A 23,239-nucleotide genomic window follows, 5' to 3' on the forward strand; every position below is an offset into this window, starting at 1 on the left:
CTTGATGATTTCTAGAGAAAGTAGATAAACGAATGGCAGAGGAAACTGTGAATGGTGACCAGCGACTGCTGGAGCTGCGCAATCAGATCGATAGTATTGATGGAGAGATTGCTCGCTTAATTAGTGAGCGGGCTCGCTGCGCCCTGGAGGTTGCAGAGGTTAAGAAAGCTACTGGCGAGGATGCTCTCTATTATCGGCCGGAGCGTGAAGCACAAGTGCTGCGCAAGGCTATGGAGCGCAATAATGGTCCGCTGACTGATGAAGAAATGGCGCGACTGTTTCGCGAAATTATGTCGGCCTGCCTGGCCTTGGAAGAGCCCATCAAAGTGGCCTACCTGGGCCCTGAGGGTACCTTTACCCAGCAGGCGGCATTAAAGCACTTCGGCAACTCTGCCCAGAGCCGGCCGCTGGCGGCAATTGATGAAGTTTTCCGTGAGGTAGAAGCAGGTGCCGTCAGTTACGGTGTTGTGCCGGTAGAAAACTCTACCGAAGGGGTGATCAACCACACCCTGGACAACTTTATGCACTCCAACCTGAGTATCTGCGGTGAGGTGGAGCTGCGTATCCATCATCATTTGATGATCTCAGATGTAACGCGCCCAGAGTCAATCACTCGTATTTATTCCCATGCGCAGAGCTTAGCGCAGTGCCGCAAATGGCTTGATGCCCATTATCCCAATGTGGAGCGTGTTGCAGTTGCCAGCAATGCGGATGCGGCCAAGCGCGTTAAGGGTGAGTGGAATACTGCGGCGATAGCTGGCGATATGGCAGCGGAACTCTATGGGTTGAAGGTGCTGTCGGAGAAAATAGAAGATCGCCCGGATAATTCCACCCGCTTCTTGATTATTGGTACCCAGCAAGTGCCTGCGAGTGGGGATGATAAGACCTCATTGATGGTATCAATGCGCAATGAGCCAGGTGCTCTGCACGATCTCCTGGAGCCGTTTCGTCGCTACAGCGTCGATTTGACCCGGGTAGAGACCCGGCCATCGCAGTCTGGCAATTGGACCTATGTGTTCTTTATCGATTTTAGCGGCCACCGCGATACCCAGGGAATTGCCGAGGCGCTAAAAGAGGTTGGAGGCTGTGCCTCAGATCTGAAAGTGCTGGGTTCCTACCCTCGCGGAGTGCTGTGATGGGGCAAGCTCAAATTGGCCGACTGCTGGTTGTTGGGATCGGTTTAATTGGGGGGAGCTTTGCCCTAGCACTGAAAGCTGCCAGGGCTTGCCGAGAGGTTATCGGGGTCGCTCTGGAAGAGAGTGTCTGCGATGAAGCTAGGGCGCTCGGTATTGTTGATCGGGCCAGCACCAGTCTCGAGCTGGTATTGCCGCAGCTGGAGCCGGGCGATTTGGTGTTTGTGGCTGTGCCGACACTGGCGATTGAGTCTGTATTCGCGCAGCTGAAAGAACACCTGCCGGCGGGAGTCGCTGTGACAGATGGTGCCAGCGTAAAAGGTAGCGTGGTGACAGCGGCAGAGAAAGTGTGGGGGAGTGCTCCAGGTTTTCTGGTGCCAGGGCACCCAATCGCTGGTTCTGAAAAAAGTGGTGTTACCGCGGCGAGAGATGACCTCTATAGGGATCACCGCATTATCCTGACGCCGCTTGCGAATACAGGGGCTGCTCATTTGCAGCTTGTGGAGCGAGCATGGCAGGCCGTGGGAGCTGAGCCCCTGACAATGTCAGTGGAGGAGCACGACGAGGTTCTGGCTGCTACGAGCCATCTTCCCCATGTCATCGCTTTTAGCCTTGTGGACACTTTGGCCCACGATGCGGAAAACGAAAATATCTTCCGCTATGCGGCGGGAGGCTTCCGTGACTTTACTCGTATCGCTTCCAGTGATCCGGTGATGTGGCGAGATATTATGCTCGCCAATCGGGATGCCATCTTAAAGGCTATCGACCTATACAGCCTCAACCTTTCTTCCCTGCGCGACGCTATTGCCTCCGGTGATAGCGCAGCCCTGATGGGGGTTTTTACCCGCGCCAAAGCGGCACGGGATCACTTTACCAAAATGTTGGCAAAACAAGCGTATTCGGAACCTATGCAAGAACAAGAGATTACTTTTATCGTGCAGCCGGGCGATGCTGTAAATGGCAAGCTCAGGGTGCCGGGGGACAAATCCATGTCGCACCGCTCAATTATGCTGGGCTCCCTGGCCGAGGGAGTTACAGAAGTTGAGGGCTTTCTGGAGGGTGAGGATGCACTGGCAACCCTGCAGGCTTTCCGCGATATGGGGGTTGTAATTGAGGGGCCGGACAACGGTCGGGTTGTAATTCATGGCGTGGGTCTTAATGGCTTGCAGGCACCGCCCGGACCGCTATATCTCGGTAACTCCGGGACCTCCATGCGCCTGTTGGCTGGATTGCTTGCCGGGCAGGATTTCGACGTAACACTCACTGGCGATGAGTCCCTGTCAAAGCGCCCGATGAATCGCGTGGCTAACCCCCTGCGTGAGATGGGTGCAAATATTGAGACTGGCCCGGAAGGTCGTCCGCCGCTTTTGATTAAGGGTAGTAGTGCGTTGAAAGGGATCGATTACCCGCTGCCGATGGCCAGTGCCCAGGTGAAATCAGCGGTATTGCTGGCTGGGCTCTATAGTGAGGGTCAAACGTCTACCGTTGAGCCGGCGCCCACTAGAGATCATACCGAGCGCATGTTGCAGGGCTTTGGTTATAAGGTGGAGCGGGATGGTGCTCAGGCTAAGTTGGTGGGCGGTGGCTCACTGAAATCCTGTCGCATCGATGTGCCTGCCGATATTTCTTCAGCCGCATTCTTTATGGTTGCTGCCGCTATCTCTCCCGGTTCCGATGTTGTGCTGGAGCATGTGGGGATCAATCCCACCCGCGATGGGGTTATCAATATCCTCCGTGCAATGGGCGGCAATGTCGAATTGCTGAATATGCGCGAAGTGGGCGGTGAGCCGGTGGCGGATATTCGTGTTCGCTATGCGCCCTTGAAGGGAATTCGCATCCCTGAGGATCAGGTACCCCTGGCGATTGATGAGTTTCCTGCATTGTTTGTTGCGGCAGCTTGTGCAGAAGGTGAGACCGTCCTGACTGGTGCGGAGGAGTTGCGGGTCAAAGAGAGTGACCGGATTCAGGCGATGGCAAATGGCTTGATTGCACTTGGGGTAAAAGCTGAGCCAACACCGGACGGTATCGTGATCCAGGGCTGCAAAGAGGGTGCGGTATTTTCTGGAGGCACCGTCGATAGCTTGGGGGATCACCGTATTGCTATGGCGTTTGCAGTGTCATCGCTGCGCGCAAAGGATACAATCCGCATCCTTCACTGCGCCAATGTGGCGACCTCATTCCCGAACTTTGCCGAACTGGCAACGGGCGCGGGTCTCAAGTTGCAGTTGGCGTGACACGGACATTCAGGTTTGGGCGGTTGTGATTCGTTTGAGCGCATCCGCCAGAGATGTTGAGTTGTATAGATAATATGAGTGATACAAACGGGTTGCCACCAGTAGTTACCATTGATGGTCCCAGTGGTTCGGGCAAGGGGACCATTGCAAAGCTTTTGGCTGATCGCCTGAAATTTTCCTTGTTGGACTCCGGGGCCCTTTATCGGGCTGCAGCTTTGGCCGCACTTAATAAGGAAGTTGACCTCTCCAATGACAAGTTGCTGACCGAATTGGCGAAAGATCTCGATGTGCGCTTTACCGTGAGTGCCGGTCAGTTGCAGGTGTGGCTGGAAGAGAGTGACGTCACCGCAGATATCCGTATGGAGCGGGTAAGCATGGCCGCTTCCAAGGTCGCGGCAATTCCCGGAGTGCGGGCAGCGCTGCTGCAGCGCCAGCGGGACTTCCGTCAAGCCCCCGGCTTGGTTGCCGATGGTCGGGATATGGGCACTACCGTGTTTCCCGACGCGCCGGTCAAGGTTTACCTAACCGCCAGCGCTGAGGAGCGCGCTAACAGGCGTTTCGCTCAGTTGCAGGAGAAGGGGGTTTCTGTTAGCCTCCGCGACCTGCTGGAGGACATCCGTGCCCGAGATGCACAGGATATGAACAGAAAAGCCTCCCCCCTGGCTCCCGCTGAGGATGCGGTTGAGCTGGATAGTACGGGGGTGGGTATCGATGAAGTCCTCCGAAAAGTGCTCGATTTGGTTCAGGACCGTATTTCACCCTGAAGTTCGGGCGGTAAATAGTTTTCTAACGACAGCGGCCGGGATCAGCCAGAATCGCCCGGCCGTTATCGTAATCCGACCCGCGTGCTGGCAGCGCGGTTGGGGTCGCGGCTGGCGGTTGACTAGACTTAACAGTTACCAACGGCTGGACCCAGCACTATAGGTAATGTAATGAGCGAGAGCTTTGCTGATCTATTTGAAGAGAGCCTGAAAAGCGTTGAAATGGCACCGGGCGCAATTGTTACTGGTGTTGTAATCGACGTAGATAAAGACTGGGTTACCGTTCACGCGGGCCTGAAGTCTGAAGGCGTTATCCCTGCTGCACAATTCGCCAACGATAAAGGTGAAGTTGAGCTGCAGGTGGGCGACGAAGTACAGGTTGCCCTGGAAGCTGTAGAAGACGGTTTCGGTGAAACCCGTCTGTCCCGCGAAAAAGCCAAGCGCGCTGAAGCCTGGAAAATCCTCGACGCAGCTCACGCAGCTGACGAAGTGGTTAAAGGTGTTATCAGCGGTAAGGTTAAAGGTGGCTTTACTGTTGATGTTGCCAATATCCGTGCGTTCCTGCCCGGCTCTCTGGTTGACGTTCGTCCGGTTCGCGACACCGCGCACCTGGAAGGTAAAGAGCTCGAGTTCAAAGTTATCAAGCTGGACTCCAAGCGCAACAACGTAGTTGTTTCCCGCCGCGCCGTTATGGAAGCTGCCACCTCCGAAGAGCGTGAAGCTCTGCTGGAAAGCCTGCAGGAAGGCATGAGCGTCAAGGGTATCGTGAAGAACCTGACCGACTACGGTGCTTTCGTAGACCTGGGCGGCATCGACGGCCTGCTGCACATCACCGATATGGCTTGGAAGCGCATCAAGCACCCGAGCGAGATCGTGAACGTTGGCGACGAGATCGAAGTAAAAGTACTGAAGTTCGACCGCGAGCGCAGCCGTGTATCCCTTGGCCTGAAGCAGTTGGGCGAAGATCCTTGGGTATCCATCAAGCAGCGTTACCCAGAGAACAGCCGCGTGAAGGCGGTTGTAACCAACCTGACCGACTACGGCTGCTTTGCCGAGCTGGAAGAAGGTGTGGAAGGTCTGGTACACGTTTCCGAAATGGATTGGACCAACAAGAACATTCACCCGTCCAAAGTTGTCCAGGTTGGCGACGAGGTAGAGGTGATGATCCTGGATATCGACGAAGAGCGTCGTCGTATCTCCCTGGGTATCAAGCAGTGCCAGGAAAATCCGTGGGATGCCTTCGCGCGTAAATTTGCTAAGGGCGACAAGATCTCCGGTAAGATCAAGTCCATCACTGACTTCGGTATCTTCATTGGTCTCGACGGCAGCATCGACGGTCTGGTTCACCTGTCCGACATCTCCTGGAACGAAGCTGGCGAAGAAGCTGTTCGCAAGTTCAAGAAAGGCGACGAAATCGAGACTGTTATCCTGGGCATCGATTCCGAGCGTGAGCGTATCTCCCTGGGCATCAAGCAGTTGGAGTCCGATCCGTTCTCCGACTACGTTACCACCAGCGATCGCGGCAGCATCGTTGTAGGTACTGTTAAGGAAGTTGACGCTAAGCAAGCAGTAATCACCCTGGCGGACGAAGTAGAAGGCGTACTGCGCGCTTCTGAAATCAGTCGCGACAAGGTTGAAGATGCTCGCAACGTTCTGAAAGAAGGCGAAGAAGTAGAAGCTAAGATCACCAGTGTGGATCGCAAGAACCGCGTGATCAGCCTGTCTATCAAAGCCAAAGACCAGGACGACGAGAAGCAAGCTATCAAGGATCACAGCAAGAAGCAGTCTGAACAAGTTCAGCCCGCTACTATCGGTGACCTGATTAAGGCGCAAATGAACAACAAAGACTAATTGTCTTTGAGTGTTCACAGCTCCAAATGGATCATTTGGAGTGACTCGAAAGCCGGACTGGGGTTGCCCAGTCCGGCTTTCTATTAGATGATTGGTGCTCTACTCCAGAATAATCAATGACTTACAAAGGTTGCGGAGCGCATGACCAAGTCCGAACTGATCGAAAGGATTGCGTTGAGGTTGGATCAGCTGCCAGTTAAGGATGTAGAGCTGGCGGTAAAAGTGGTGCTCGACACCATGTCAGATGCCCTGTCTCAGGGTGAGCGTATAGAGATACGCGGCTTTGGTAGCTTTTCTCTTCACTATCGAGCTCCGCGTACGGGCCGGAATCCCAAAACTGGGGACGCGGTTGATCTCGCCGGGAAATATGTCCCGCATTTCAAACCTGGCAAAGAGTTGCGCGACAGAGTGAATCGAAGTATGCACGATGAGGCGAGTATCGAAGTATGATTAGATTCCCTGGCAGCAGTATAAATACTGCCATTAATCGGGGTGAGCTTCGTCGTTAATCGATAAAGTTTTTGTGGAACGTGGAGGTTCCCTTGTCATTTTTGCGTTGGCTGACACGCATCGTCTATGGGGTCGTCGCCCTGCTTTGCATCGCCTTGGGGATTTATTTCGCAGTTGCCAATCCGGAGACTATCAAGCCAAATATTGTGGGCTATCAACTGCCGGCAGGAAGTGTAGGCTTTTGGTTGATTGGTTTCTTGTTGCTGGGGTTGTTGCTGGGTTTTGTCGTTAGCCTGCAGCCTGTTTATGCCAAGCGTCGCCAAGTGCGGTCGCTCGAGAAGCAATTGAAGAAAATGGAGCGGGAATTACACACCGCCCACCGCAAGGCTTCTGGAGACTGATTTGCTCGATTTTACCTATTTCTTTTTCCTGCTTGCGGCAATCGCGATCGGCTGGGTGCTGGGGCGAGGCAGCGCCAAAAAGAAAGTGGCGGATTATAGTGAGCAAGAGCATGCGCTGGTGAGGTCTTATGCCCAGGGTTTGAACTATTTATTGAGTGAGCGCCACGACGATACCATCGATAAATTTATTGACTCTTTGGAAGTAAGTCAGGCTACTTTTGACACCCACCTGGCTCTTGGAAGTCTGTTGCGCCGAAGAGGGGAGTACGATCAGGCGATTCGAGTCCATCAAAATTTACTCGGGCGCCCGAGCTTGTCCAGAGTTAGTCAAAACAAAGCTCAACTTGAACTTGCCTGTGACTATATTTCTGCTGGCTGGCTGGATAGAGCTGAACGTCTGCTACAAGAGCTGGTTGAGACTTCTCAGGAGTTAAAGGCTGTTAGCCTTGAGCGTCTGATTGAAGTCTACCGGGATGAAAGGGAATGGGCTAAAGCGATCCATGCTGTAAACCTGTTGCATGGCCGACGGTTCAAGCGCCTCTCGGCTGACTGGGCCCCGGTTCAGGCTCATTTTTGCTGCGAATTGGCAGAGGAGTCAATAGCGGCAAAGGATTACCTAAGTGCGAGGAAGCATATCGATTCTGCCCTGAGTTATGAGCGCAGCTCAGTGCGGGCAAATTTGCTGTGGGGTCGCCTCGAATATCTGCTTGGTAAGCCAAGAGAGGCCATTAAGGTTTTGCAGCGGATCCCCAAGCAGAGCCCGGACTATATTCCTGAAATCCTTGAGTTGTTGATTACTTGTTATGGGGATTTAGGGGATGGCAAGGGGTTGGATCGCTATCTTGAATCCCTTTTGAAAGAGCACCCCTCTAATAGTGTATTGATTGCCCTGACTGAGCGTATTCAGCAGCAGGATAGCGAGGCTGCAGCGGCTGCATTTATGGGGAAGCAGCTGGCGCTGCGCCCGTCTTTGAGGGGGTTGGGACGCTTTCTCGACCTCCATATTGATAGTACAGAGGGTAGGGCGAGAGAGAATCTCTCTCTACTCAAGACATTAATCGACCAGCTTATAGCGAGCCGCCCTCACTACCGGTGTAGCAATTGTGGGTTTTCGGGTAATCAGTTGCACTGGTTGTGTCCGAGCTGCAAGCACTGGGATTCGGTACGCTCCGTTAAGGGGATTGAGGGCGAGTAAAGTAATGACTGTCCTGCTCACCGGGCTGACGGCCTGGTCGGGGCGGCTTTTGAAATGAATGAGGTTTTTCTTGCAGTCTAAAGTTTCTTCTCCGGTTATCGTTGCTCTGGATTACGACAATGCTGAGTCTGCACTGGCAATGGCAGATCAGCTCGATCCGTCGCTGTGTCGGGTCAAAGTTGGTAAGGAGCTGTTTACTGCCGCTGGTCCAGACCTGGTGAAAACGCTGGTTGACCGGGGCTTCCAGGTATTTCTGGACCTTAAATTTCACGATATCCCCAATACTGTTGCAAAGGCCGTTAAAGTTGCTGCGAAATTGGGGGTATGGATGGTTAATGTTCACGCAAGTGGTGGTGAGCGGATGATGTTGGCTGCCGCCGAGGCCCTGCGGGAATTTGGCGAAGGTAAGCCTCTATTAATTGCGGTTACCGTACTTACCAGCACAACTGCAGAGGAGCTGGCTGCGGTTGGCGTGGCTACTCCGCTGGAAAAGCAGGTGTTGCACCTGGCCTCTCAGGCTAAATCCTGCGGTCTCGACGGTGTAGTCTGCTCCGCACGGGAGGCCCAACTACTGCGCAGTGAATGTGGGGCCGATTTCTCCTTGGTGACGCCGGGGATTCGTCCTGCGGGCTCTGATGCTGGGGATCAGCGACGCACTTTGACGCCTGCTGAAGCTTTGGAGCAGGGTTCTGACTATTTGGTTGTGGGTCGTCCCATCACTGCTGCTGCTGAACCCCTGGCGGCCCTAAAGTCAGTACTGGCCGAACTGGCAAATTAGGATGGTTATCTTGCTTCGCAGCTTGTAATGATGTGTAATTAGGCTTGAGCCGACAGAATGTCGCCTGTTGATATCATGGCGTTGCTTGGGGGAAGTAATTGTAGTCCCAAAGTGAAACTCATAATTCACTGGGAGTTAGTCATGAAATTGACCTACCGATTGTTTTCTGTTGTTTTTGCATTAGCTGTTTCGCTCTTTCTAAATCCTTCTGCATATGCAGGGGAGCCAGACAGTGTTGATGCCAAAGAGATTGTGTTGTCAGTCAATGTCAATAGTGCCTCAGCTGTTGAGCTTGCCGAGAAGTTAGATGGTATTGGTGAAGCGCGAGCGCAATTGATTGTCAAATATCGCGAAGAGCATGGTCCGTTCACCTCTGTGGAACAGTTGTTGAATGTCAAAGGGATAGGTGCGGCAACCCTGGATAAAAACAGGGATGTAATTCAGCTCTAGTGAACACTGATCCCGATTGGTGGTTTTTTATAGCCTCCGGTCGGGATCTTGAACTGATGAACAAGAGAGTCGTAATAGATGAGTCGCCTTGGTGTCGTTCAACTGCAATTCTCGGTAAGATGTAACGCTTGGATTGTGTCACTCATCGATTCTCATATTTTATGGTGTTCTGCCTCCCGCTCTGATCTTCCTTTAATTATTGGCGAATGTTCTCTGTTTAGGCGACCTCTAGGGTTTTCCTTTAGGGGATGTAGAAAGTCGTGATTGCTTTTCAGGCAAACATTTGCCGTGTTAAGGGTGACTGGAAAGATTGGCTTGCGTAGAAGTTATGAAGGGTTAATTGCTTGAGTAGTATGGCTTGGGATTGGGTGGTTCCGTTATTGTTGGCTGTGGCAACAAGTTACGGCGCCACCTCAGTGTTTATCGTGCGAATGCGCAATTTTGCACTCGACATTCCAAATAATCGTTCGATGCACTCGGTGCCGGTTCCTCGTACAGGTGGGTGGGCTTTCCTATTCGGCTGCTTGGTCGCAGTAGTTGCTAGCCCGCTTAATTTGTCTCCGTTGGTGTTGGGTGCATTTGCGCTGCTGTTAGCTGTATCCGCACTGGATGACCTGAGGAGTGTGGCTATACACTTTCGTTTTTCAGCTCATCTTCTGGCGGTAGCCTTGCTGTTAATTGCGTTGCCGGAAAGGTTGGATTGGTGGTTTTACCCAATATTCATTTTGGCTGGTGCTTGGGCTATCAATCTCTATAACTTTATGGATGGGATGGATGGCTTGGCGGGGTCAATGACGCTCGTCGGCTTTTCTTCTCTGGGATTGGTTTGCGCTTTAAATGGAGATGTTGAGCTAGCTTGGCTCTGTGCGCTGTTGGCTGTTTGTGCATCTGTTTTTTTGGTCTTCAATTGGCCTTCAGCGAAGATTTTTTTGGGCGATGCCGGCTCAACAGGTATAGGTTTGGCGGTGGTTGCTGTCAGTTTGTATGGCTGGCAACGGGGAGCGTTTGGGCTTTGGGTGCCGGTGGTTATATTTGCACCTTTTTGGCTGGATGCTACTTACACGCTATTAAAGCGAATGTTGGGCGGTCAGCGTTGGTGGGAGGCTCATCGCGAGCACTTTTATCAAAGATATGCAATTCGGGTTGGAGTAAAAAAAGCGCTCGTAGTGCAGTTGGGTGTGATGGTGCTCTTCTCTTCAGTGGCATTAGCGGTTGCCGTATTTGAGAAGATCTGAGTAGCCTCTACAAGAGGATGGTTTTTTGTTTGTAGGTAGATTTCGGGGAGTCATGTGACAAGGGTTTGGCGAGGCGTAAAGAGAATCCAAAAGCCGGTATTGATGTTGGCATTTGATATGCTGATGTTAAGTTTGGCCTTTCTGCTAGCTATGGCAATCCGGCTCAATGGCGTCGCACAATTTCTTGAGTGGCGAATGTTTGCTTGCTTGGGGTTAACATTAGTTGCTACTAGTTTTATTTTCTTACGGCTCGGTTTGTACCGGACTATTATTCGGTACATGGGTCAAAAAGCTATCATCGCGGTTCTGCAGGGGGTCACTCTTTCTGCCGTGATGTTGGCGCTCTTTTCTTACCTGACTACGGCAGGGGTTCCCCGCTCTGTCCCTGTTATCTACTGGTGCTTTGCATTTATTGCGGTTGGTGGGTCCCGCTGGTTGGTCCGCCTTTACTATCAGACAGCACTTGAGATTCATAAAACCCGGGTGGCCATTTATGGTGCTGGTACTGCGGGCCTGCAAATGTATAAAGCGTTGGTTCACGGGCAGCTATATAAGCCCGTTGCTTTTTTTGATGATAACGCCTCCAAACAAAAGACCTTTATTGATGGGTTGCTCGTGTATAACCCTGCAGACATTCTTGAAGTGGTTGCGGGTAAAGATATAGCAGAAGTTATTTTGGCTATGCCGGGGGTGCCCCGGCGGCGGCGCAGGGAGATAACCAAGGCGCTCAGAGAGCGGGGCCTAGTGGTGAAGGCGATTCCCGGAGTGGAGGAGCTACTCGACGGTGTGGGGCGAGCAGGGGATGTCACACAAACCTATGAAAATATCCTGGGGCGCGCTCCTGTTGAGCCACAAAAGGAGCTCGTTTCTGGCTCTATCAGTGGCAAGGTGGTTTTGGTCACTGGTGCTGGTGGGTCCATCGGGTCAGAATTGTGCAGGCAGATATCGCAATGGAAGCCTGCCAGGCTGGTTGTTGTCGAGTCCTCTGAATATGCCCTCTATCAGATAGAGCGCGAGTTGAGACAGCAGCATCAGGATGACGGGGTCCAGTTTGAAGTAACCGCGCTGCTTGGCGATGTGCGTAACACTGAGCGTATGGCGGAAATTATTCAGGGCTTCTCCGTGCATACAATTTACCATGCGGCCGCATACAAGCATGTGCCCTTAGTTGAGCAGAACGTTGTTATTGGTGCCGACAATAATGTTCTGGGCACCCTCTCTGTGCTTGAGGCTGCGGAGCAGTGTGGGGTTGAGCAGTTTGTGCTTATCTCTACTGATAAGGCTGTCCGGCCAACCAATGTTATGGGGGCCACTAAAAGATTTGCTGAGCTGATTTGCCAGGATTTTGGTCGCCGCTTCAACAAGATGCGTGTGTGCATGGTCAGGTTTGGTAATGTTATCGGCTCTTCCGGCTCGGTAATTCCCTTGTTCACGGATCAGATCAATGCCGGCGGTCCGGTAACTGTGACCCACTCAAAAGTAACCCGTTACTTTATGACGATTCCCGAGGCGGCTCAGCTGGTATTGCAGGCTGGGAGTATGGGGCGCAATGGGGATGTATTTGTTCTCGATATGGGTGAACCGGTTCGTATCTACGATCTGGCTGAGCGCTTGATTCGTTTGATGGGGCACACGGTAAGGGATGAAGAAAACCCTGATGGTGATATTGAGATTCAGCTCACTGGGTTGCGTCCTGGGGAGAAGTTGTACGAAGAATTGTTGTTGGGGGATAACGTGCTGGGCACGGACCACCCAATGATTATGCGCGCCGAAGAGGAGCGTCTCGACAGTGAGGCTTTGCAGCTTCTGGTTTCAGAGCTCAGGGATGCGTGCGGCTCTCATGATTGCGAGCAGGTCCGCAGGATTCTATGTCGGGCAGTAAAAGGCTATTCACCCAAGCAGGGGCTGGTCGATGTTGTCTGGTCGAGGCAGGGGCAGGTGCGTAAGGCGAGTGGAGGGGCGACTGTGGAGAGGTTGCCTTTAGCTGGGGAGGCTGGTTCCCGCTAGTGTATATTTTGGGCGGCTAACTAATACGGTTGGCCGCTATCTCACAATCTCCATATAGATTAAAAATATTTGAGCAGAAAAGAAAAAGCCCGGATAGATGGAATCTATCCGGGCTTTTGTTTGGCTCCGCCTGCTGGGCTCGAACCAGCGACCCAATGATTAACAGTCATTTGCTCTACCAACTGAGCTAAGGCGGAATTTAATCTAATTTATAGAGCGCAAATTAAGCTGCGCTTTGAAATTTGGCTCCGCCTGCTGGGCTCGAACCAGCGACCCAATGATTAACAGTCATTTGCTCTACCAACTGAGCTAAGGCGGAATATCTTTTCGGCTGTGCCGTTGAGATGGCGCGTATATTATAGAGCACTTCCGAACAGGTCAACCCCTTTTTTCATCTTTAACTAATTGATTTGTCAGGAAATTATTTTTTGGGGCCATGCGCAAAATGCTGCAGGTCAGAGTTGGGAAGGGTAGGACGCTATTCTCTTGCAATTGTGGGTCGTATGACGACAGCCTACAATCCTGTGTTGCATGAATGATTAAGCGGTTGGGGGAAGTGTATGGAGTCGCGACCTTTTAAGGTGGAATCCAAGTATCAGCCAGCGGGCGATCAGCCTCTGGCGATAGAGCAGTTGTCAGAAGGAATTGATGATGGCCTCAGCCATCAAACGCTGCTGGGTGTTACCGGTTCGGGTAAGACCTTCACTATGGCGAATATTATTGAGCGCCTGCAGCGGCCGGCCATTGTGATGGCTCACAATAAAACGCTGGCGGCCCAGCTCTACGGTGAGTTTAAAGAGTTTTTCCCGAAGAATGCGGTGGAATATTTTGTTTCTTACTACGACTACTACCAGCCGGAAGCTTACGTTCCCTCTTCGGACACCTTTATCGAAAAGGATGCATCCGTAAACGAGCATATCGAGCAGATGCGCCTATCGGCCACCAAGGCACTTATTGAGCGACGCGATGTGATTGTGGTCGCCACAGTTTCGGCAATTTACGGTTTGGGTGACCCGGACAAATATTTGAAGATGGTGCTGCATCTGGATCGCGGTGATCTCGTTGATCAGCGCACTATCCTCAGGCGTCTGGCAGAACTGCAATACACTCGCAACGATGCAGATTTTCGTCGCGCCACTTACCGGGTGCGCGGCGATATTATCGATATCTACCCGGCAGACTCCGATTTGGAAGCGGTGCGCCTGTCTCTTTTTGATGAAGAGATCGAAGAGATCACCATATTTGACCCGCTCACTGGAGAGCAGCTCAGGAAGGTGCCCCGAGTGACCATCTTCCCCAAGAGCCACTATGTGACGCCGCGAGAGACCATCGTCAGCGCCATCGATGAAATCAAAGATGAGTTACGAGGGCGCCTGGAGCAATTGCGTGGTAACAATAAGCTGGTCGAAGCGCAGCGGCTAGATCAGCGTACCCGCTACGATGTGGAGATGATGCAGGAGCTTGGCTACTGCAATGGCGTAGAGAACTATTCCCGCTACCTCTCCGGTCGCGGTATTGGTCAGCCGCCGCCCACGCTTTTTGATTACCTGCCCAATGATGCACTGTTATTTATCGATGAGAGTCACGTGACAGTGCCGCAAATCGGCGGTATGTATCGTGGAGACCGGTCGCGCAAGGAAACTTTGGTGGAGTATGGCTTTCGTCTGCCATCGGCCCTGGACAATCGTCCTCTCAAGTTTGAAGAGTGGGAGGGGTTGGCACCCCAGACGGTTTTTGTGTCCGCAACCCCAGGGGCCTATGAGCAAGAGAATGCGGGGCAAGTGGTCGAGCAGGTGGTTCGCCCGACAGGGTTGGTGGACCCGGAAGTCGAAGTTCGCCCAGCATTGACCCAGGTAGATGATGCCCTGTCTGAAATTCATCGCTGCGTGGATGCCGATCAGCGAGTACTGATTACCGTATTGACCAAGCGGATGGCGGAAGACCTGACTGAATATCTCTCCGAAAGTGGTGTTCGTGTCCGCTACTTACACTCCGATATTGATACTGTCGAGAGGGTGGAGATTATCCGGGACCTGCGTATTGGCGAGTTTGACGTGCTAGTTGGCATTAACTTGCTGCGAGAAGGCCTGGATATGCCGGAAGTTGCCCTGGTGGCAATTTTCGATGCCGATAAAGAGGGCTTCCTCCGTTCCGATCGTTCGCTGATCCAGACCATTGGGCGGGCTGCGCGAAACCTGGAGGGGAGGGCGATTCTCTACGCGGACAAAGTCACCGGCTCTATGGAGCGCGCTCTCGAAGAGACTCGTCGCCGCCGCGAGAAGCAGCTGGCCTTTAATGAGGAGCACGGCATTACTCCAAAAGGTATCCGCAAGAGTGTGGCGGATATTCTGGAGGGAGCGGTGGCCCCCGGTGTGCCGAAGAAAGGGCGTCGCAAAGTTGCCGAGGGTAAAGGTGAGTACAAGGTGGATGTTGAGGCCCTTACCGATAAGCAGCGCTGGGCCCGAATTGCCGAACTGGAAGAGCAAATGTACCAACATGCGAAGAACCTGGAATTTGAAGCAGCAGCAAAATTGCGCGATGAGATTACCCACTTAAAAGGTGTGGAATAATCCTTGCTGAAGGGCGGGACTTGGATCTACATTTTGATAGTCCCGCACTGCCTTGTTGGTGCTTGGTCGCTCTTAAAAAATTTCACACAAAAGTTCAGTAAGTTGTTGAAAACACTGAAAAGCGGTGCTAAAGTTCGCGCTCTTCACAGCACAGGGTTCCCCCGCTGTAGAGCTTTAGACCCGTAGCTCAGTTGGTTAGAGCGCTGCCTTGACATGGCAGAGGTCGGCGGTTCAAATCCGCCCGGGTCTACCACCTTTCAAAAGGATGGATTGCCCATCCCGATCAAGAGTTCCATGAATAAATTCATGGATAGTTTCATGCGGTCTTTGGTAGGGATCGCCACTGAGAACAAAGGATAAACAATGCCCGTTGTTACTCTCCCCGATGGTTCCCGTCGAGAATTTTCTGCTCCGGTTTCCGTACACGATGTAGCCGCTGATATCGGCCCTGGTTTGGCAAAAGCCGCACTTGCTGGCGTTGTAGACGGCAAGGAAGTCGATACCAGTTACGTTATTGATACCGACGTAAATCTGGCAATTATTACTGATCGTCAGCCCGAAGGCCTGGAAGTGATCCGTCACTCCACAGCGCACTTGCTGGCACAAGCAGTTAAACAGCTGTACCCGACAGCCCAGGTCACCATTGGCCCGGTTATAGAAAATGGCTTCTATTACGATTTCGCCTACGAGCGCCAGTTTACGCCGGAAGATCTCGAGAAGATCGAAGAGCGTATGGAAGTGCTGGCCAAAGAAGACATTACTGTCAGTCGCCGCCTGATGCCGCGCAAAGAAGCGGTGAAATATTTCCGCGAAATGGGCGAAGAGTACAAGGCTGAGATTATCGACAGCATCCCCAGTGATGAAGATATTTCTCTCTACCGCCAGGGCGACTTTGAAGACTTGTGTCGCGGTCCCCACGTACCTTCCACTGGCAGGTTGAAAGCGTTCAAACTGACCAAAGTGGCGGGTGCCTACTGGCGTGGCGATTCCAACAATGAAATGTTGACCCGTGTTTACGGCACTGCCTGGGCCAACAAAAAAGAATTGAAAGCTTACCTGCGTCGTATCGAAGAGGCAGAAAAGCGCGATCACCGCAAGCTGGCGAAGAAATTTGACCTTTTCCATATCCAGGAAGAGGCCCCCGGCATGGTGTTCTGGCACCCGAACGGCTGGACCATTTACAGCACTATCGAGCAGTACATGCGTCGCCGCCAGCGCGAATTCGGCTACAAAGAAATCAAGACTCCGCAGCTGGTAGATTTCAGTCTGTGGCGTAAGTCCGGTCATGCCGATAAGTTCGGCGATGACATGTTCACTCTGACCAGTGAAGAGCGTCAGTTCGCCATTAAGCCGATGAACTGCCCTTGTCACGTACAGGTATTCAACCAGGGCCTGCGCAGCTACCGCGACCTGCCGTTGCGTCTGGCGGAGTTTGGCTCCTGTCACCGCAGCGAGCCCTCCGGTTCCCTGCACGGCCTGATGCGTGTGCGCGGCTTTGTGCAGGATGATGGCCATATATTCTGTAGCGAAGATCAAATCCAGTCAGAAGTTTCTGACTTTATGGATCTGCTGCACTCCGTTTATAAGGATTTCGGTTTCCAGGATGTTATCTACCGTCTCTCCACTCGCCCGGAGAAGCGCGTAGGTTCCGATGAGAGCTGGGATAAGGCTGAGAAAGCCCTGGCCGACGCACTGGATGCCGCTGGCCTGCCGTGGGAAGAGCTGTCGGGTGAAGGCGCCTTCTACGGACCGAAGATCGAATTCTCTCTGAAAGACTGTCTCGGCCGCGTATGGCAGTGCGGTACTATTCAGGTGGACTTCTCCATGCCGGGCCGCCTGGATGCCCAGTTTGTAGCGGAAGATGGCTCGCGCCAGTCCCCGGTAATGCTGCACCGCGCAGCCCTGGGTTCCTTCGAGCGCTTTATCGGAATCCTGATCGAGCACTACGAAGGCGCGTTCCCCACCTGGCTCGCGCCGCAGCAGGTGGCGATCATGAATATCACCGATCGCCAGGCCGAATATTGTCGCAATTTGCAAGACCGTCTGGGTGAGCTGCAATACCGCGCCACAGCTGACTTGAGAAACGAGAAGATCGGCTTTAAAATCCGCGAGCACACGCTTCAGCGTGTTCCTTATCTATTGGTAATTGGCGATAAGGAAGTAGAAAGTCAGACCGTGGCAGTACGTACCCGTAGCGGTGAAGATCTTGGTACAATGACGTATGAGTCATTCCTCGAGATCCTCGAGCAAGACGTGAATCGTCGCGGTCGTTTGACAGAAGATAATGCATAACAACTTGGCAACTGGGAGACCATAGCTATTAAACGAGACACTAAGGGACGGTCCAAAAAGGCCCGCATAAACGATCAGATTGAAGCGTCAGAACTCCGCCTGATAGGCGCTGATGGCGAACAGGTAGGCATTGTCTCCCTGGATGAAGCGCTGGAAGCTGCACAGAAAGCTAGCTTGGATCTCGTTGAAATTGCCTCGGACTCCACGCCGATAGTCTGTAAGATCATGGACTACGGTAAGCACGTATTCGAAGCTAAAAAAGCTAAGAATGCCGCCAAGAAGAAGCAGAAGCAGCAGCAGATCAAGGAAATGAAATTCCGCCCGGGCACCGATGTCGGTGACTACCAGATCAAGCTGCGCAACCTGGCCCGCTTCCTGGAAGCGGGTGACAAGGCCAAAGTATCCCTGCGTTTCCGTGGCCGCGAAATGGCTCACCAAGAGCTGGGCATGGAAATGATGCAGCGCATCGAAAAGGACCTTGAAGAGCTGGGCACCGTAGAGCAGCGACCGAAAATGGAAGGTCGTCAAATGCTGATGGTGATTGCTCCGCTCAAAAAGAAAAAGTGAGGTTTGGGGAAGTCATTCCCGGGATCTCCTTTGAGAAGTGGTTGGGCGACGGCTGCCTCCCCACTCTCGCAGTGCCGGTAACTTCGGTTGTCGGCAGTTACTAAAGGTGCCTGTTTTACAGGCGAATATTAACTTTGGAGTACAAAATGCCGAAAGCAAAGACTCACAGTGGCGCTGCCAAGCGCTTCAAGAAGACGGCTGCGGGCTACAAGCACAAGCACGCTAACAAGAGCCACATCCTCACCAAGATGACCACCAAGCGTAAGCGTCAGCTGCGTGGCACCCAGACTATGAACAAGTCTGATGCTGGACTGGTCGATCGTATGCTGCGCGCCAAGTAATTGGTCCAAATCGCAAAGGTTTAAGAGGATAGAAGTATGGCCCGTGTAAAACGTGGTGTAGAGGCGCGTCGTCGTCACAAGAAGATTCTGAAGCAGGCTAAAGGTTACTACGGTGCGCGTTCACGCGTATTCCGCGTTGCCAAGCAGGCAGTAATTAAAGCTGGTCAGTACGCATACCGTGACCGTCGCGTTAAAAAGCGTAACTTCCGCGCTCTGTGGATTACTCGTATTAACGCCCAGTCCCGTGCTGAAGGCCTGAGCTACAGCCGCCTGATCGCAGGTCTGAAAAAAGCGGACATCGCACTGGATCGCCGTGTACTGGCTGATCTGGCTGTTTACGATAAAGTCGCTTTTGCTGCCGTAGTTGAAAAAGCTAAGGCAGCCCTGGCAGCGTAAGCTGTCACTTCAGTTGTAAAACTGAATACTCAAAATAGGGAAGGGCTGTAGTGGCCCTTCCCTATTTTTTTATGGAGTTTCCGCTATTTTTTACCGGTGGCGGTGCCTGGGGAAATTCCCTCCGGTACAGAAAGTACCGGCCGAACAAAGCAGAAAAAATTAATCGAAGTTGGATTCAAACGGGAACAGTTCGATGCAAGATTTGCAGTCCCTCACCGAGCAGGCTATGGAGCTGGTGGAGAAGGCCGATGGCCTCGCCGCACTGGATCAGGTGCGTGTTGATTACCTGGGCAAAAAGGGCCAGCTGACGGCGCTGCTGAAAGGCCTGGGCAAGCTGTCGGCTGAGGAGCGTCCGGCGGCGGGTGCCAAGATCAACGAAGCCAAGCAGCAGGTTCAGGAAAAAATTAACGCGCGCCGCAATATGCTGGAGCAGGCCGCCATCAACGCGAAGTTGGCCGAAGAGACCATTGATGTCACTCTGCCGGGGCGCGGTGAAGAGCAGGGCAATGCCCACCCCATTACGCGCACCTTAAAGCGCGTGGAAGAATTCTTTGCGAGCATTGGCTTCTCTGTTGAGAACGGCCCGGAAGTCGAACAGGACTACTACAACTTCGAAGCGTTGAATATTCCCGCGCACCACCCCGCGCGCGCGATGCACGACACCTTCTACGTGGACCCCACCACCGTACTGAGAACCCACACCTCCTCAGTGCAGATCCGCACCATGGAGAAAAAATCTCCACCGCTGCGCATTATCTGCCCGGGCCGCGTATACCGCTGCGACTCCGATGTCACCCACTCGCCCATGTTCCACCAGGTAGAAGGCCTGGTAATCGGCGAGAACATCAGCTTCGCCCACCTGAAAGGCACCATCGACCAGTTCCTGCGCGCCTTCTTCGAAGCGGAAGTACCGGTGCGTTTCCGTCCGTCTTACTTCCCGTTCACCGAGCCTTCCGCAGAAGCGGACATCCAGTGTACCGCCTGTTCCGGTGAAGGCTGCCGCGTATGTTCCGGCACCGGCTGGCTGGAAATTCTCGGCTGCGGCATGGTGCACCCGAACGTCTTCGCCGCCTGCGATATCGACAGCGAAAAATACTCCGGCTTTGCATTCGGTATCGGTATCGAGCGCCTCGCCATGCTGCGCTACGGCGTCAACGACCTGCGCTTGTTCTTCGATAACGATCTGCGCTTCTTGAAACAGTTCTAAGCCAAGTGACAGCGCGAATGGCAATGGCCCTTCGCAACAGCAGTCGAATTGTGGAGGCCTGGGAGGCGAAATAGCCCCAGGCGAAATGCGCACCAAGTTGCGCTGACGGAATACAGAAAGAGATCAACTATGAAAATCAGCAACTCCTGGTTGCGGGAATGGGTAAACCCGGAACTCACCACGCAGGAACTGGCCGATCAAATCACCATGGCCGGCCTGGAAGTGGACGGTATAGAAAAAGTTGCGGGCGATTTCTCCGGAGTGGTTGTCGGTGAGATTGTTGCCTGTGAACAGCACCCGGATGCGGACAAGCTGCGCGTGTGCAAAGTCGCTGGCCACCCCGACGGTGAAATGCAGGTTGTATGCGGTGCTCCCAATGCGCGCACCGGAATCAAAATTCCTTTTGCCCTGGTAGGCGCCAAGCTGCCGGGCGATTTTAAAATCAAGAAAGCCAAGCTCCGTGGTGTAGAGAGCTTCGGTATGCTCTGCGCACAGACCGAACTGGAACTGGGCGAAGACAATGACGGTATCTGGGAGCTGCCAGAAGACGCACCCACCGGTACCGATCTGCGCGAATACTTGCAGCTGGACGACGAGACCATCGAAGTGGATCTCACCCCGAACCGTTCCGACTGCCTCGGTGTTGCCGGTATCGCTCGCGAAGTGGGTGTACTGAATCGCTGCGCCGTTCAGGGCCCGGAAGTTGCTCCGGTACCCCAGCAGATCGACGAGAGCATGCCCGTATCCCTGCTGGCCGAAGCCGCCTGCCCGCGCTACGTAGGTCGTGTTATTCGCAATATCGATATCAAAGCGGTAACACCTCTGTGGATGCAAGAGCGCCTGCGTCGCAGTGGCCTGCGCAGTATCGACCCGGTAGTAGATGTTACCAACTATGTTTTGCTGGAACTGGGCCAGCCCATGCACGCCTTCGACCTGGAGAAACTCTCCGGCGGCATCAAAGTGCGTATGGCAGAAGCCGGTGAAGAGCTGACCCTGCTGGACGGCCAGGAAGTCAAACTGAAAGAGGGCACCCTGGTAATTGCCGATGAGGAAAAACCTCTGGCGATGGCCGGTATTATGGGTGGCCTGGATTCCTCCGTGACAGCGGGCACCCAGCATATCTTCCTGGAGAGCGCCTTCTTTAGCCCGCTGGCCATTGCCGGCAAGGCTCGCTCTTACGGCCTGCACACCGACTCCTCCCACCGCTTCGAGCGCGGCGTGGACTACCACCTGCAAGAGAAAGCGGTGGAGCGCGCTACCCAGTTGCTGCTGGATATTGTCGGCGGTGAACCCGGCCCGGTACACGTGCGTGAGCTGACTGAGATTATGCCCGCCGAGCGCCACATTACCCTGCGCCGTGCGAAAGTAGAGTTAGGCCTGGGCATCAAACTGGCCGATGACGAAATCGTCGATATTCTCACCCGTCTGGGCCTGGAAAAAATCGACCAGAACGACGAAGGCTGGACCTTCCTCGCCCCCAGCTTCCGTTTCGATATCGCCATCGAAGCAGACTTGCTGGAAGAGCTGGCCCGTGTATACGGCTACAACCGTATTCCCAGTGAAAGCTTTACTGCCGAACTGGAAATCGCCCCGCGCCCGGAGAGTACCATTGCCCAGGACAACCTGGAGCAAACCCTGCTGAGCCGCGGTTACTACGAAGCGATTACCTTCAGCTTTATCGATAGCGACAGCGCCGCGCTGTTTGATCCGGAAGCCGATCCGGTGGCCCTGCAAAACCCGATCAGCGCCGAGCTGGCGGTTATGCGCACCACCTTATTGCCGGGCCTGTGCAAAGCGTTGCAGTACAACCTGAATCGCCAGCAAAACCGCGTGCGCCTGTTTGAAACCGGCCTGCGCTTTGTACCGGGTGCCGAATTGCACCAGGAGCAAATGATTGCCGGTCTCGCCTACGGCAGCCGTTACGCAGAAAACTGGACTGGCAGCAAAGACGCAGTGGATTTCTTCGACGTGAAAGCCGATGTAGAAGCTCTGTTGGCTCGCACCGGTGTAGCCGATGAGTTCCGCTTTGTTGCTGGCCAGCACCCCGCGCTGCACCCCGGCCAAACCGCCAAGATTATGCGCGGCGACCGCGAAGTAGGGGTTATCGGAGCCCTGCACCCGCAGCTGCAGAAGAAGTTGGACCTGTCCAAGCCCGCGTTCGTATTTGAACTGAGCCTGGAAGCGATCGGCGAGGGCAAAACCCCCGCTTTCCGTCCGCTGTCCAAGTTCCCGGAAGTGCGCCGCGATCTGGCCCTGTTGATTGATGCAGAGGTTCCTGCCGCCAGCCTGGTGGAAACTGCTGTCGAAGTTGCAGGTGAAACCTTGACGGACCTCAAGATATTTGATGTCTACCAGGGCAAAGGTATTGATTTAAATAGAAAAAGTGTCGCTTTGGGGTTGACGTTTCAGCATTCGTCACGCACCCTTAATGACGACGAAATCAATGCCGCTGTAGATGCGGTGGTCGGAAAACTAGAAGAAAAATATAACGCTAGTCTGCGCTAGTAGAGCATGATGCTCTCGGGTGCAGGCTGAATTGCACCCCGAGAGCGTCTGCTACCGGGTTGAAAGCCGCCGCGGTTTGGGCCGCTTCCGATCTGGAGTCGACGCCTCTGAATCAATTGGTAGGATCCAATGACAGAGGCACTGACCAAGGCCGGGCTCGCCGAGAAACTGTACGAAGAGCTGGGCTTTAACAAGCGCGAAGCGAAAGAGATCGTCGAATATTTCTTCGAGGAGATCCGCAATGCGTTGGAAAGTAACGAGCAGGTCAAGCTCTCCGGCTTTGGCAATTTCGACCTGCGCGATAAAAGCCAGCGTCCCGGTCGCAATCCCAAGACCGGCGAGGAAATCCCCATCTCGGCCCGCAGGGTAGTCACTTTTAAACCCGGGCAAAAACTCAAGACACGAGTAGAAGAGCATGCTGGAACCGAGCAATAACGCTCAGCTGCCTGCAATCCCCGGTAAGCGCTATTTCACCATTGGTGAAGTGAGTGAACTGTGCGCCGTTAAACCCCATGTCCTGCGTTACTGGGAGCAGGAATTCCCCCAGCTGAAACCCGTCAAACGTCGCGGCAACCGCCGTTACTACCAGCACCAAGATGTCATCATGATCCGCCAGATCCGTGCGCTTCTGTACGAAGAGGGCTATACCATTGGTGGAGCCCGCCAGCAGATCGAAACCGGTAGTGAGCGGGCAGAGGTGGTACAGCTACAGCAAGTACTGCCCGAAGTGATCGCAGAACTAAAGGACGTGGTGGCCCTGCTGGAGGGGAAAAATAATTTATAAAAAACTGTAAACCTGGGCTTGCAATCCAGCCGCACTCAGGTATGATTCACGCCACATCGAGACACGATGTCTTTAAAAATCA

20 protein-coding genes and 3 tRNA genes are annotated in these 23,239 nt (G+C 53.5%); 21 read left to right on the forward strand and 2 right to left on the reverse strand.

The features are described from left to right. The first annotated feature begins 32 nt into the window (after positions 1-32). From pheA to ACJJIS_RS06325, 11 genes are all read left to right on the forward strand, one after another. Positions 33-1,136: a prephenate dehydratase gene (gene pheA / locus ACJJIS_RS06275; protein WP_475709731.1), complete on the forward strand. Its 1,104-nt coding sequence runs from the start codon at positions 33-35 to the stop codon at positions 1,134-1,136. Continuing rightward, positions 1,136-3,367, forward strand: a complete 2,232-nt coding sequence (locus tag ACJJIS_RS06280) for a bifunctional prephenate dehydrogenase/3-phosphoshikimate 1-carboxyvinyltransferase (RefSeq protein WP_475709732.1) — start codon at positions 1,136-1,138, stop codon at positions 3,365-3,367. Before pheA ends, ACJJIS_RS06280 begins: the two co-directional genes overlap by 1 nt. Positions 3,368-3,441: 74 nt before the next feature. Beyond that, positions 3,442-4,131: a (d)CMP kinase gene (cmk, locus tag ACJJIS_RS06285; RefSeq protein ID WP_413662671.1), complete on the forward strand. Its 690-nt coding sequence runs from the start codon at positions 3,442-3,444 to the stop codon at positions 4,129-4,131. 168 nt (positions 4,132-4,299) lie between these two features. Next, positions 4,300-5,979, forward strand: a complete 1,680-nt coding sequence (gene rpsA, locus ACJJIS_RS06290) for a 30S ribosomal protein S1 (RefSeq protein ID WP_413662670.1) — start codon at positions 4,300-4,302, stop codon at positions 5,977-5,979. Between the two features lie 141 nt (positions 5,980-6,120). Beyond that, a complete protein-coding gene (ihfB, locus tag ACJJIS_RS06295) occupies positions 6,121-6,429 on the forward strand; it encodes an integration host factor subunit beta (protein ID WP_282932044.1) in 309 nt (102 codons plus the stop codon). 92 nt (positions 6,430-6,521) lie between these two features. Further along, on the forward strand, positions 6,522-6,830 hold the full coding sequence (locus tag ACJJIS_RS06300; protein WP_413662669.1) for a lipopolysaccharide assembly protein LapA domain-containing protein: 309 nt from the start codon (positions 6,522-6,524) through the stop codon (positions 6,828-6,830). A gap of 1 nt (position 6,831) precedes the next feature. Then, a complete protein-coding gene (lapB, locus tag ACJJIS_RS06305) occupies positions 6,832-8,025 on the forward strand; it encodes a lipopolysaccharide assembly protein LapB (RefSeq protein WP_413662668.1) in 1,194 nt (397 codons plus the stop codon). A gap of 70 nt (positions 8,026-8,095) precedes the next feature. Then, the gene (pyrF, locus tag ACJJIS_RS06310; protein WP_475709733.1) at positions 8,096-8,803 is read left to right on the forward strand and encodes an orotidine-5'-phosphate decarboxylase; all 708 of its coding nucleotides are present in this window, start codon (positions 8,096-8,098) and stop codon (positions 8,801-8,803) included. A 141-nt stretch (positions 8,804-8,944) separates the two neighbouring features. Continuing rightward, the gene (locus ACJJIS_RS06315) at positions 8,945-9,253 is read left to right on the forward strand and encodes a ComEA family DNA-binding protein (protein WP_475709734.1); all 309 of its coding nucleotides are present in this window, start codon (positions 8,945-8,947) and stop codon (positions 9,251-9,253) included. A 353-nt stretch (positions 9,254-9,606) separates the two neighbouring features. After that, positions 9,607-10,488 carry an MraY family glycosyltransferase gene (locus ACJJIS_RS06320; RefSeq protein ID WP_475710336.1) on the forward strand — a complete coding sequence of 294 codons (882 nt, stop codon included), beginning with the start codon at positions 9,607-9,609 and terminating at the stop codon, positions 10,486-10,488. Positions 10,489-10,542: 54 nt separating this feature from the next. Further along, on the forward strand, positions 10,543-12,495 hold the full coding sequence (locus tag ACJJIS_RS06325; protein WP_475709735.1) for a polysaccharide biosynthesis protein: 1,953 nt from the start codon (positions 10,543-10,545) through the stop codon (positions 12,493-12,495). Positions 12,496-12,616: 121 nt separating this feature from the next. Here the strand turns inward: ACJJIS_RS06325 and ACJJIS_RS06330 are convergent. Continuing rightward, positions 12,617-12,692: transfer RNA gene (locus ACJJIS_RS06330), tRNA-Asn, on the reverse strand. Positions 12,693-12,738: 46 nt separating this feature from the next. Next, positions 12,739-12,814: transfer RNA gene (locus ACJJIS_RS06335), tRNA-Asn, on the reverse strand. Positions 12,815-13,055: 241 nt separating this feature from the next. On the opposite strand from ACJJIS_RS06335, the gene uvrB reads away from it, so the two are divergent. From uvrB to ACJJIS_RS06385, 10 genes are all read left to right on the forward strand, one after another. Further along, a complete protein-coding gene (uvrB, locus tag ACJJIS_RS06340; RefSeq protein WP_475709736.1) occupies positions 13,056-15,065 on the forward strand; it encodes an excinuclease ABC subunit UvrB in 2,010 nt (669 codons plus the stop codon). Positions 15,066-15,241: 176 nt separating this feature from the next. Further along, positions 15,242-15,318: transfer RNA gene (locus ACJJIS_RS06345), tRNA-Val, on the forward strand. Between the two features lie 110 nt (positions 15,319-15,428). After that, positions 15,429-17,357 carry a threonine--tRNA ligase gene (gene thrS / locus ACJJIS_RS06350; protein WP_475709737.1) on the forward strand — a complete coding sequence of 643 codons (1,929 nt, stop codon included), beginning with the start codon at positions 15,429-15,431 and terminating at the stop codon, positions 17,355-17,357. Between the two features lie 27 nt (positions 17,358-17,384). Next, complete coding sequence (gene infC / locus ACJJIS_RS06355; protein WP_282934667.1) at positions 17,385-17,924, forward strand: translation initiation factor IF-3; 540 nt, start codon at positions 17,385-17,387, stop codon at positions 17,922-17,924. Positions 17,925-18,070: 146 nt separating this feature from the next. Beyond that, on the forward strand, positions 18,071-18,265 hold the full coding sequence (rpmI, locus tag ACJJIS_RS06360) for a 50S ribosomal protein L35 (RefSeq protein ID WP_020413351.1): 195 nt from the start codon (positions 18,071-18,073) through the stop codon (positions 18,263-18,265). Between the two features lie 36 nt (positions 18,266-18,301). Continuing rightward, positions 18,302-18,661 (forward strand): 50S ribosomal protein L20, encoded by a 360-nt coding sequence (gene rplT, locus ACJJIS_RS06365; RefSeq protein ID WP_108733840.1) that lies wholly within the window; start codon positions 18,302-18,304, stop codon positions 18,659-18,661. 193 nt (positions 18,662-18,854) lie between these two features. Next, positions 18,855-19,868, forward strand: a complete 1,014-nt coding sequence (gene pheS / locus ACJJIS_RS06370) for a phenylalanine--tRNA ligase subunit alpha (protein ID WP_108733839.1) — start codon at positions 18,855-18,857, stop codon at positions 19,866-19,868. A gap of 129 nt (positions 19,869-19,997) precedes the next feature. Further along, complete coding sequence (pheT, locus tag ACJJIS_RS06375) at positions 19,998-22,373, forward strand: phenylalanine--tRNA ligase subunit beta (protein WP_413662663.1); 2,376 nt, start codon at positions 19,998-20,000, stop codon at positions 22,371-22,373. 129 nt (positions 22,374-22,502) lie between these two features. After that, the gene (gene ihfA, locus ACJJIS_RS06380) at positions 22,503-22,808 is read left to right on the forward strand and encodes an integration host factor subunit alpha (protein WP_108733837.1); all 306 of its coding nucleotides are present in this window, start codon (positions 22,503-22,505) and stop codon (positions 22,806-22,808) included. Then, positions 22,789-23,157, forward strand: coding sequence for a MerR family transcriptional regulator (locus ACJJIS_RS06385; protein WP_108733836.1), 369 nt, complete (start codon positions 22,789-22,791; stop codon positions 23,155-23,157). Before ihfA ends, ACJJIS_RS06385 begins: the two co-directional genes overlap by 20 nt. Positions 23,158-23,239: the final 82 nt, after the last annotated feature.

The organism is Microbulbifer maximicatervae (SeqCode), assembly GCF_056231245.1.